This is a genomic window from Micromonospora sp. WMMC250, from assembly GCF_027460215.1.
Classification (GTDB): domain Bacteria; phylum Actinomycetota; class Actinomycetes; order Mycobacteriales; family Micromonosporaceae; genus Micromonospora; species Micromonospora taraxaci.
On the sequence record NZ_JAPZBJ010000002.1, the window covers coordinates 474,770 to 485,055 of the forward strand.

Below are 10,286 nucleotides of genomic sequence, written 5' to 3' on the forward strand. Positions count from 1 at the left end.
CTTTGTGTATTGAGAATGACCTGGACGGCACCCCCGTAGATATCCCCTACCTACCCCTATCGGCCGGCCGGTATCGGGGTGCCGTCGGGGCGCGCGAGGGTCCGCCGCGACCCCGCAGGGGTTGTTGGCCCACCAGGGCGACCATAGCGTCCTGATTGCGGATCGTCGTATTCCGGCCCAGCTCATTCCGGGTCGCTCTGCCTTGAAGAGGTGGCATCGTATGGCAAGCGAAGAAACGCTCCGGGACTATCTGAAATGGGTCACGACCGACCTGCACAAGGCGCGTCAACGCATTCGGGAACTGGAATCGGCGGGTTCCGAGCCAATTGCCCTGATCGGAATGGCCTGCCGCTATCCCGGCGGTGTGCACAGCCCCGAGGAGCTCTGGCAGCTGGTCGCCGAGGGGCGCGACGGCATCGGCGCGTTCCCCACCGACCGGGGCTGGGACCTCGACGGGCTCTACCACCCCGACCCCGACAACCCGGGCACCTGCTACACCCGCGACGGCGGTTTCCTGCCCGACCTGGCGGCCTTCGACGCCGAGTTCTTCGGGGTCAGCCCGCGCGAGGCGATGGCCATGGACCCGCAGCAGCGGCTGCTGTTGGAGACCGCCTGGGAGGCCACCGAACGGGCCGGTATCGACCCGCACCAGCTGCGCGGCACCCGCACCGGCATCTTCGCCGGCACCCCGAGCACCCAGGACTACGTCTCACTGCTGCAGCAGAACCCACCCGAGGGCAGCGAGGGCTACTTCCTCACCGGCACCGCGCCCAGCGTCATCTCCGGCCGGGTCGCCTACCTGCTCGGCCTGGAGGGCCCGGCCGTCACCCTGGACACGGCCTGCTCGTCGTCGCTGGTCGCGCTGCACCTCGCCGGTCAGGCGCTGCGCCTGGGCGAGTGCGACCTGGCCCTGGCCGGCGGCGCCACGATCCTCGCCTCGCCGACCGCGTTCATCGGTTTCAGCCGCCAACGCGGCCTCGCACCGGACGGGCGGTGCAAGTCGTTCGCCGCCGCCGCGGACGGCACCGGCTGGTCCGAGGGTGTCGGCCTGCTCATGCTGGAACGGCTCGGTGACGCCCAGCGCAACGGTCACCCCGTCCTGGCGGTGCTGCGCGGCTCCGCCGTCAACCAGGATGGCGCCTCCAACGGACTCACCGCCCCCAACGGCCCCGCCCAGCAGCGCGTCGTCCTGCAAGCCCTGGCCAACGCCGGGCTGACCACCGCCGACGTGGACGCCGTCGAGGCCCACGGCACCGGCACCGTCCTCGGCGACCCGATCGAGGCCCAGGCGCTGATCGCCACCTACGGTCAGGACCGACCCGAGGACCGTCCGCTGTGGCTCGGCTCCCTCAAGTCCAACCTCGGGCACTCGCAGGGCGCCGCGGGTGTCGGCGGTGTGATCAAGATGGTCGAGGCGCTGCGCCACGAGACCCTGCCCCGAACCCTGCACGTGGACGAACCCAGCCCGCACGTCGACTGGTCCGCCGGCACCGTACGCCTGCTCACCGAGGAGCGTCGGTGGCCGACCGGGGACCGGCCGCGCCGCGCCGGGGTGTCGTCGTTCGGCATGTCCGGCACCAACGCCCACGTCATCCTGGAGGAGGCGCCGGCCGCCGAGCCGGCCGAGCCGGCCGAGCCGACCTCCGGGGAGCTTCCCTGGCTGATCTCCGCCGGCACCGCCGACGCACTACGCGACCAGGCGTCACGGCTGGCCGCCCACCTCGACCGTCCCGGCGTCGCGGCCGCACCGGCGGACGTCGCGCACACCCTGCGTACCGCCCGCTCGACGCTCTCCCACCGCGCGGTCGTCCTCGGCCCACGGCACCGCGACGGCCTGGCCGCCCTGGCCGAAGGCGGCACCGCCGCCGACGTCGTCACCGGCACCGCCGTCGCGGACGCCGAGGTGGTGTTCGTCTTCCCGGGCCAGGGCTCCCAGTGGAGCGGCATGGCCGCCGAACTGCTCGACACCGCACCGGCCTTCGCCGACCGGATCACCGCCTGCGCCGCCGCCCTGCACCCGCACGTCGACTGGAACCTGCTCGACGTGCTCCGCTCCGACGACCCGAACCTGCTGGAACGGGTCGACGTGGTCCAGCCGGCGCTCTGGGCCGTGATGGTCTCCCTGGCCGAACTCTGGCGCGACCACGGCGTCGCCCCGGCGGCCGTGATCGGCCACTCGCAGGGCGAGATCGCCGCCGCGGTCGTGGCCGGCGCACTGTCCCTCGACGACGGCGCGAAGGTCGTCGCCCTGCGCAGCAGGGCCCTGCTCCGACTCGCCGGCACCGGCGGCATGGTCTCGGTCACCGCCCCGCTGAGCACCGTCGAGGACCTGCTGGCCGACGGCCTGACGATCGCCGCCGTGAACGGGCCGTCCGCCGTCGTGGTCGCCGGACCGGCCGACGCCGTGGAAGCCTTCCTGACCCGGTGCGAGAACGCCGGAGTCCGGGCCCGGCGGGTCGCTGTCGACTACGCCTCGCACTGCGCCGCCGTGGAGCCGGTCGAGGCCGACCTGACCACCGCGCTGGCCGGCATCACCCCCGGCCCCGCGTCGGTGCCGTTCCTGTCCACGGTCACCGGCAGCGCCGCCGACGGCGGCACGCTCGACGCCGCCTACTGGTACGCCAACCTGCGCAACCCGGTCCGCCTCGACGAGGCCGTCACCGCCGCGGCCACCGCCGGCAACCGGCTCTTCCTCGAGGTCAGCCCGCACCCGGTGCTGACCGGCGGGATCAGCGACACGGTCACCACCCCGGTTCTGCACACGCTGCGACGCGGTGAGGGCGGCCAGCGACGGATCGCGCGCGCGCTCGCCGAGGCGCACGTCGCCGGGGCCCCCGTCGACTGGTCCACTGTGCTGCCCGAAGCCCACCGCGTCGACCTGCCCACGTACGCGTTCCAGCGGCGTCGGTTCTGGCCGGAACCGGCACCCGAGCGGACCGCCGCCGACCCGGTCGACGCCGAGTTCTGGGCGGCCGTCGAGGGCGGCGACCTGACCGGCCTCGGCATGGGCCACCTCAACGACGCCGTGGCGCACCTCGGCGAGTGGCGTCGGGAACGCCGCGAACACCGGGCCCTGGACACCTGGCGCTATCGGGTGACCTGGCGTCCGCGCACCGACCTGCCGGAGCCGCGACTGGACGGAGACTGGCTGCTGCTCGTACCGGAGGGCACCGACCAGGACCTGGTCGCGACGATCACCGACCCGGACCTGGTCGCGACGATCACCGACCGGATGACCCGGGCCGGCGCGACGGTCACCGTCACCAGCGACGCGGAGCTCAGCGCGGCGCTGGACGGCCCCGCCCCGGCCGGCGTGCTGTCCCTGCTCGCCCTCGACGAACGGCCCACCGACCAGCACCGGGCCCTCACCCGGGGTGCCGCCGCCACCACCGACCTGCTCGCGGCCCTGCGCGAAACCCACCCGCAGACAGCGGTCTGGGCCGTCACCCGTGGCGCGGTCTCGACCGGCCCGGCCGACCCGGTACGCCGAGTCCCGCAGTCGTTCGTCTGGGGACTCGGCCGGGTCGCGGCCCTGGAACAGTCCGCCTCTTGGGGCGGACTCGTGGACCTGCCGGACACCCTCGACGAGCGCACCGCCGACCGGCTCTGCGCCGTCCTGACCGGCATCACCGTCGGCGACGGCGTCGAGGACCAGGTGGCCGTACGCCCCTCCGGCGTCCTCGCCCGCCGGCTGACCCGTGCCGCCTCCGGCACCGCGCCGACCTGGCAGCCGTCCGGCACCGTCCTGGTCACCGGTGGCACCGGCGGCATCGGCACCGAGCTCGCCCGGTGGCTCGCCCGCAACGGCGCCGACCACCTCGTCCTCACCAGCCGGCGCGGGGCCGCCGCGCCCGGCGCCGCCGAACTGACCGACGAACTCACCGCGACCGGTGTACGCGTCACCGTCGCCGCCTGCGACGTCGCCGACCTCGACGCGATCACCGCACTGGTACGGCAGTGCGCCGACGCCGGTGACCCGATCCGCTCGGTCATCCACACCGCAGGCGTCGCCCAGCACACGCCGATCGCCGACGTCACACTCGACGAGTTCGCCCACGTGCTCGACGCCAAGGTCACCGGCGCGGCGAACCTGGACCGGCTCTTCGGCGACCCCGACGACCTGGACGCGTTCGTGTTGTTCTCCTCGGTCGCCGGCACCTGGGGCAGCGGCGGGCAGATCGCGTACGCGGCCGGCAACGCCTACCTGGACGCGCTCGCCGAGGCCCGCAAGGCCCGCGGCTGCGCGGCGACAGCGGTGTCCTGGGGCGCGTGGGGCGGCGGCGGGATGGCCACCAAACAGGAGACCGCCGACCACCTGCTACGCCGTGGCCTGCCGCCGATGCCGCCCGAGCAGACCACCGTCGCCCTGGCCCAGGCGGTCGCGCTCGGCGAGGCCACCGTCACGGTCGCCGACGTGCGCTGGGACCGGTTCGCCCCGTCGTTCACCGTCGGACGGCCCAGCGCCCTGCTCGCCGACCTGGACGACGCCCGCACCGCACTGACCAACGCGGCCCCCGACGACGACAGCCAGGCGGCGGGCCTGCGTGCGCAACTCGCCGGCATGACCCTCGGCGAACGGGACACGTTCCTGGTCGACCTGGTCCGCGCCGAGGCCGCCGCGGTGCTCGGGCACGCCGACGCCTCCGCCGTCACCCCCGACCGGGCACTACGCGACCTCGGCTTCGACTCCCTGTCGGCCGTCGAGTTCCGCAACCGGCTCTGCGCCGCGACCGGCCTGCGACTGCCCACCACCCTCGCCTTCGACCACCCGAACGCCCACGCCATCGCCAGGCTGCTGCGCGACGAGGTGGCCGGCACGGCACCGGCCCCGTCGGCGAGCCCCGCCACGGCCACCGCCGGCACCGACGATCCGGTCGCCATCGTGGCGATGAGCTGCCGCCTGCCCGGCGGCGTGCGTACCCCGGACGACCTGTGGCAACTGGTCCTCGACGGTCGTGACGCGATCGGCGACTTCCCGGCCGACCGGGGCTGGGACGTCGACGCCCTCTATCACCCCGACCCGGACCACCCGGGCACCAGCTACACCCGTTCCGGCGGTTTCCTGCACGACGCCGCCGAGTTCGACGCCGCGTTCTTCGGCATCTCCCCGCGCGAGGCGCTCGCCACCGACCCGCAGCAGCGGCTCCTGTTGGAGACCGCCTGGGAGGGCTTCGAACGGGCCGGCATCGACCCGCACGCGCTGCGCGGCAGCCGGACCGGCGTGTTCGTCGGCGCGTCCAGCCAGGGCTACGGGGCCGGCGTCCAGAACGCCCCCGAGGGCACCGAGGGCTACCTGCTCACCGGCACCGCCACAGCTGTCATCTCCGGCCGCATCTCGTACGCCCTCGGCCTCGAAGGTCCGGCGCTGACCGTCGACACCGCCTGCTCGTCGTCGCTGGTCGCCCTGCACCTGGCCGCCCAGTCGCTGCGCCGGGGCGAATGTGACCTCGCTCTGGCCGGAGGCGTCGCGGTGATCGGCAACCCGATGGTCTTCGTCGAGTTCAGCCGGCAACGAGGCCTAGCCGCCGACGGCCGGTGCAAGGCCTTCGGCGCCGACGCCGACGGCACCGGCTGGGCCGAGGGGGTCAGCGTCCTGGTCGTCGAGCGGCTCCGTGACGCCGAGGCCAACGGCCACCAGGTCCTCGCCGTGATCCGGGGCAGCGCGATCAACCAGGACGGCGCCTCCAACGGCCTGTCCGCCCCGAGCGGCCCCGCCCAGCAACGGGTCATCCGGGCCGCCCTCGCCGACGCCGGACTCACCCCAGCCGACGTCGATGTGGTCGAGGCGCACGGCACCGGCACCGTCCTCGGCGACCCGATCGAGGCGCAGGCGGTCATCGCCGCCTACGGTCCCGGCCGCGACGGGACCGACCCGCTGTGGCTGGGCTCGCTGAAATCCAACATCGGCCACACCCAGGCCGCGTCGGGCGTCAGCGGCGTCATCAAGACCGTCCTCGCGCTCCAGGCCGGAGTGCTGCCCCGCACCCTGCACGCCGACGAGCCGTCACCGCACGTCGACTGGTCCGCCGGCACGGTCCAACTGCTCACCGAGCCCCGCGACTGGCCGGACACCGGCCGTCCCCGGCGGGGCGCCGTCTCGTCGTTCGGCGTGAGCGGCACCAACGCCCACGTCATCCTGGAACAACCGACCGCCCCGGCGCCGGTGCCACCGACCGGCGGCGGGCAGCTCCCCGCCGTACCCGTGGTGGTCTCCGCCACGACCGCACCCGCCCTGCGGGCGCAGGCGGCGGCACTGCTCGACCACCTCAGCGAGGAGCCCACCGCCGGCCTCACCGACCTCGGCTGGTCCCTCGCCACGACCCGGGCGGCCCTCGAACACCGCGCGGCGATCGTCGCGACCGACCTCGACGAGGTACGCCTGAGCCTCACCGCCCTGCGCGACGACACCACGGCTCCCACCCTCACCACCGACGTCACCGCCGACGGGCGCACCGCGGTGCTCTTCACCGGGCAGGGCAGCCAGCGGGCCGGAATGGGCCGTGAGCTGTACGACGCCTACCCGGTCTACGCCGACGCGTTCGACGCGGTCTGCGCCCACCTGGACACCCACCTCGACCGGCCGATCCGCGACATCGTCCTCGACGCGGCACACGCCGACCTGCTGAACCGCACCGAGTACACCCAACCGGCGCTCTTCGCCGTCGAGGTGGCCCTGTTCCGGCTCTTCGCGCACTGGGGCATCGTCCCGGACTACCTCGCCGGGCACTCGATCGGCGAGCTGAGCGCCGCCCACGTGGCCGGCGTCCTCGACCTGGCCGACGCGGCAGCCCTGGTGGCAGCCCGTGGCCGGCTCATGCAGGCGCTGCCCGACGGCGGCGCGATGGCCGCCGTCCAGGCCGACGAGGCGGAGGTGCTCGCCTCGCTCGACGGGGTGGACGGCCGGATCACCGTCGCCGCGGTCAACGGACCGTCCTCCACTGTGGTCTCCGGGGACGAGGCCTCGGTCGAGCAGGTCGTCGCGTACTGGCGCGACGCCGGGCGGCGCACCAGGCGACTCCAGGTCAGCCACGCCTTCCACTCGCCGCACCTGGACCCGATGCTCGCCGAGTTCCGGCGGGCTGCGACCGCGGTGACCTACCGGCCGCCGCAGATCCCGATCGTCTCCACCCTGACCGGCCACGTCGCGACCACTGCCGAACTCACCTCGCCCGACTACTGGGTACGGCACGCCCGGGACACCGTCCGCTTCGCCGACGCCGTCCGCGAACTCCACCGGCACCAGGTCCGTACGCTGCTCGAACTCGGCCCGGACCCGGTGCTCGCCGCGATGGCCGAGGAGACCCTCGCCGACCAGACCGGCCGCGCGGCGATCGCCGTGGCCGCAATGCGCGGCGGGCACCCCGAACCGGTCACCGTCCTCACCGCGCTCGCCCGGTTGCACACCAGAGGCGCCGAACCCGACTGGGCCGCCGTCTACGCCGGCGCCGACGCCCGCCGCGTCCCGCTCCCCACGTACGCCTTCCAGCACCAGCCCTACTGGCTGCACCCGGACCCGGCCGACGCCGCGTCCGGCACCACCGGTCACCCGCTGCTGCACACCGCCACGACGCTCGCCGACACCGGTGAGGTGCTGTTCACCGGTCGTCTGGCCACCGCCCGACAACCGTGGCTCACCGACCACACGGTGCTCGGCACCGCGATCCTGCCCGGCACCGCGTTCGTCGAGATGGCCGCGCACGCCGCCGACCACGTCGGCTGCGGCCAGGTCGAGGAACTCACACTGGAAGCGCCACTCGTCGTCCCGGACGGCGTCGGGACCCGGTTGCAGGTACGCGTCGGCCCGGCCGACGCCGACGGCCGCCGAGCCCTCAGCGTGCACTCCCGCCCGGACCGCGACGACGACAGCCCGTGGACCCGACACGCCGCCGGCACCGCGTCCTCCGCACCGGTCACCGAACCCGACCCGGACGAGACCTGGCCGCCCGCCGACGCCACCCCGATCGACGTCGACTTCCTCTACGAGTTCCTGCCCCAGCTCGGATACGGGTACGGCCCGGCCTTCCAGGGCCTGCGCGCGGCCTGGCAACGCGGCGAGGAGACCTACGCCGAGGTCGCCCTGGCCGAGCCGACCGCCGCCGAAGCCGCCCGCTACGGCGTACACCCGGCGCTGCTCGACGCCGCCACCCACGCCATGGGCCTCGCCACCGCGGCCGAGGCGCAGCAGGGACTGAGCCCCACCCAGAGCCGGATGCCGTTCTCCTGGACCGGCATCAGCGTGCACGCCACCGGCGCCGCCGCCGCCCGGGTACGGATCACGCCCAACGGCGACGACGGGGTCCGCATCGACCTCGCCGACCAGACCGGACAGCCGGTCGCCACGGTCGGCAAGCTGGTGCTGCGCCCGGTCTCGGTCACCCAGCTGCGGCAGCCAGCCGACGAGGCCCCACTGTTCACCGTCGACTGGACGCCCGTCGAGCCGCAGATCGCCCCCACCGGTGGCCGGTACGCCGTCATCGGCGCACCCGACCCGTTCGTGGCCGACGCGGCAGCCGCCGTGGGATCCCTCGTGGACGACTACCCGGACCTGGACGCGCTGGCCGCCTCCGGAGCCGTACCCGAGCTGGTCTTCGTGCCGGCCCGGCCCGGCGGCGACGCCCCCGGCCCGGCGGTCGACGCCTGGCTGGCCCTCGCCCAACGCTGGCTCGGCGACCCGGACTTCGCCGGAGCCCGCCTGATCCTGCTCAGCCGCGGCGCTGTCGAACCGAACCCCGCCGCCGACGCCCCCGACCTGGCGCACGCCGCCGCCTGGGGCCTGGTCCGCTCCGCGCAGTCCGAGGACCCGGACCGGATCGTGCTCGCCGACGTGGACGACTCGCCGCTCTCCGCGGCCAGCCTGTCCGGTGTCCTCGCCAGCGGCGAACCGCAACTGGCGGTCCGCGACGGCCGCGCCTACGCGCCCCGGCTCGCCCGGGCCGCCGCCACGCCGACCGGCCTGGACATCGACGCGGACGGCACGGTCCTGGTCACCGGAGGCACCGGCGCCCTCGGCGGCCTGCTGGCCCGACACCTGGTCACCACCCACGGGGTACGACACCTGCTGCTGACCAGTCGTCGGGGACCGGACGCGCCCGGCGTCGAGGACCTGACCGCGCGGCTAACCGCACTCGGCGCGAGCGTCACAGTGGCGGCCTGCGACGCGGCCGACGCCGACCAGCTCGCCCACACGCTCACCGGCGTCCCCGCCGAACATCCGCTCACCGCGGTGGTGCACGCCGCCGGCATCGTCGACGACGGCGTCCTCGCCTCGCTGACCCCGCAGCGGGTCGCCGCAGTCCTGGCCGCCAAGGCCGACGCCGCCCGTAACCTGCACCAGCTCACCAGGGACCGGGACCTGACCGCGTTCGTCCTGTTCTCCTCCTCGGCCGGCAGCTTCGGCGGCCCCGGGCAGGGCAACTACGCCGCGGCCAACGCCTACCTCGACGCCCTCGCCCGGCACCGCCGCCACCACGGCCTCGCCGCGATCTCCCTGGCCTGGGGGCCGTGGGCGGTCGGCGGCGGGATGGCCGGACAGCTCAGTGACGCCGACATCAGCCGGATGACCAGCTTCGGCATCACCCCGTTCACCGCCGAGACCGGACTGGCCGCGTTCGATGCGGCGGTCGGTGTCGACAACCCCGTCGTCCTGCCGATCGGACTGCGGCCGGCCGCCGTCGCCGGCAACGGCCCGGTGCCGCCGCTGCTGCGCGGCCTGGTCCGTCGCCCCGCCCGGAGGGTCGCCGAGAACAGCACCGACGGCGGCGACCCGGCCGAGGCGCTCAAGCGGCGACTCGTCTCCACCGCACCCGCCGACCGGCCGCGGATCCTGCTGGAGATGGTGCAGAGCCAGGTCGCGGCCGTCCTCGGCCACGCCTCCGCCGACGCCATCCAACCCGACCGGGGTCTCGTCGAGTGCGGCCTCGACTCGCTCGCCGCCGTCGACCTGCGCAACCGGCTCGCCGCCGCCACCGGCCTACGGCTGCCCGCCACGATCGTCTTCGACCAGCCGACGCCCGGGGCGCTGGCCCGCTACCTCCAGGACGAACTGCTCGACGAACGGGCCTCGTCCGCCCTGTCGGTGCTCGGCGAACTCGACCGCCTCGAAGCGGGCCTGGCCGCCGTCAGCGCCGACGACCCGGACCGGGCCAAGGTCGCCGGCAGGCTCCGCAGCCTGCTCGACACCTGGACCGGCGCGAACCCGGCACACGACAGCAGCACCCTGCACGGCGCCACCGCCGAGGAGTTGTTCGACCTCCTCGACGACGAACTCGGCATTGCCTGACCGCATG

Annotated in this window: 1 protein-coding gene; it reads left to right on the forward strand. The window is 74.6% G+C overall.

Translation table 11 applies throughout. The features are described 5' to 3' along the window. Window positions 1-220 precede the first annotated feature (220 nt). Complete coding sequence (locus O3438_RS02185; protein WP_269678307.1) at window positions 221-10,279, forward strand: type I polyketide synthase; 10,059 nt, start codon at window positions 221-223, stop codon at window positions 10,277-10,279. The last annotated feature ends 7 nt before the right edge of the window (window positions 10,280-10,286 follow it).

Coding starts and splice junctions, on each gene's coding strand:
- O3438_RS02185 (WP_269678307.1), top strand. CDS start 221: ATGGCAAGCGAAGAAACGCTCCGGGACTATCTGAAATGGGTCACGACC.